The organism is Pseudomonas sp. 65/3-MNA-CIBAN-0223 (assembly GCF_040310425.1).
GTDB classification, from domain to species: Bacteria; Pseudomonadota; Gammaproteobacteria; order Pseudomonadales; family Pseudomonadaceae; genus Aquipseudomonas; species Aquipseudomonas gregormendelii.
In genome coordinates, this window is sequence record NZ_JBEOPV010000132.1 from 1 (window position 1) to 274 (window position 274).

A 274-nucleotide genomic window follows, 5' to 3' on the forward strand; every position below is an offset into this window, starting at 1 on the left:
GAGCCATGGGATGGCTTTGGGTTCTGCCCGCTGGTTTGCAGCATTTATGCGCGGCTGCTTGTTCGGCCAGAGCATAGCGGACGGGAGCAATAAAAACCTCGGCCTGGCGCGCCGGGCAGCTGGCCACGGCACTGGACAGGTCGTCCTTTTCGAAGTCCTGCTTCGCGGCTTGGTCGGCTTGGGCCAGGCGTAACATTCGATCTTGAGCTCGGGCGGTCATGCGACTGACTCCTTGTCGATGCGCAGCAACTGGCACTGCAACTCGGTGATGAGG

At 61.3% G+C, this 274-nt stretch carries 1 protein-coding gene; it reads right to left on the reverse strand.

All coding sequences use genetic code 11. The features are described from left to right. Nucleotides 1–220: hypothetical protein (locus AAEZ09_RS28240; RefSeq protein ID WP_350601643.1), on the reverse strand; the 220-nt coding region annotated here is incomplete at its 3' end. Nucleotides 221–274: the final 54 nt, after the last annotated feature.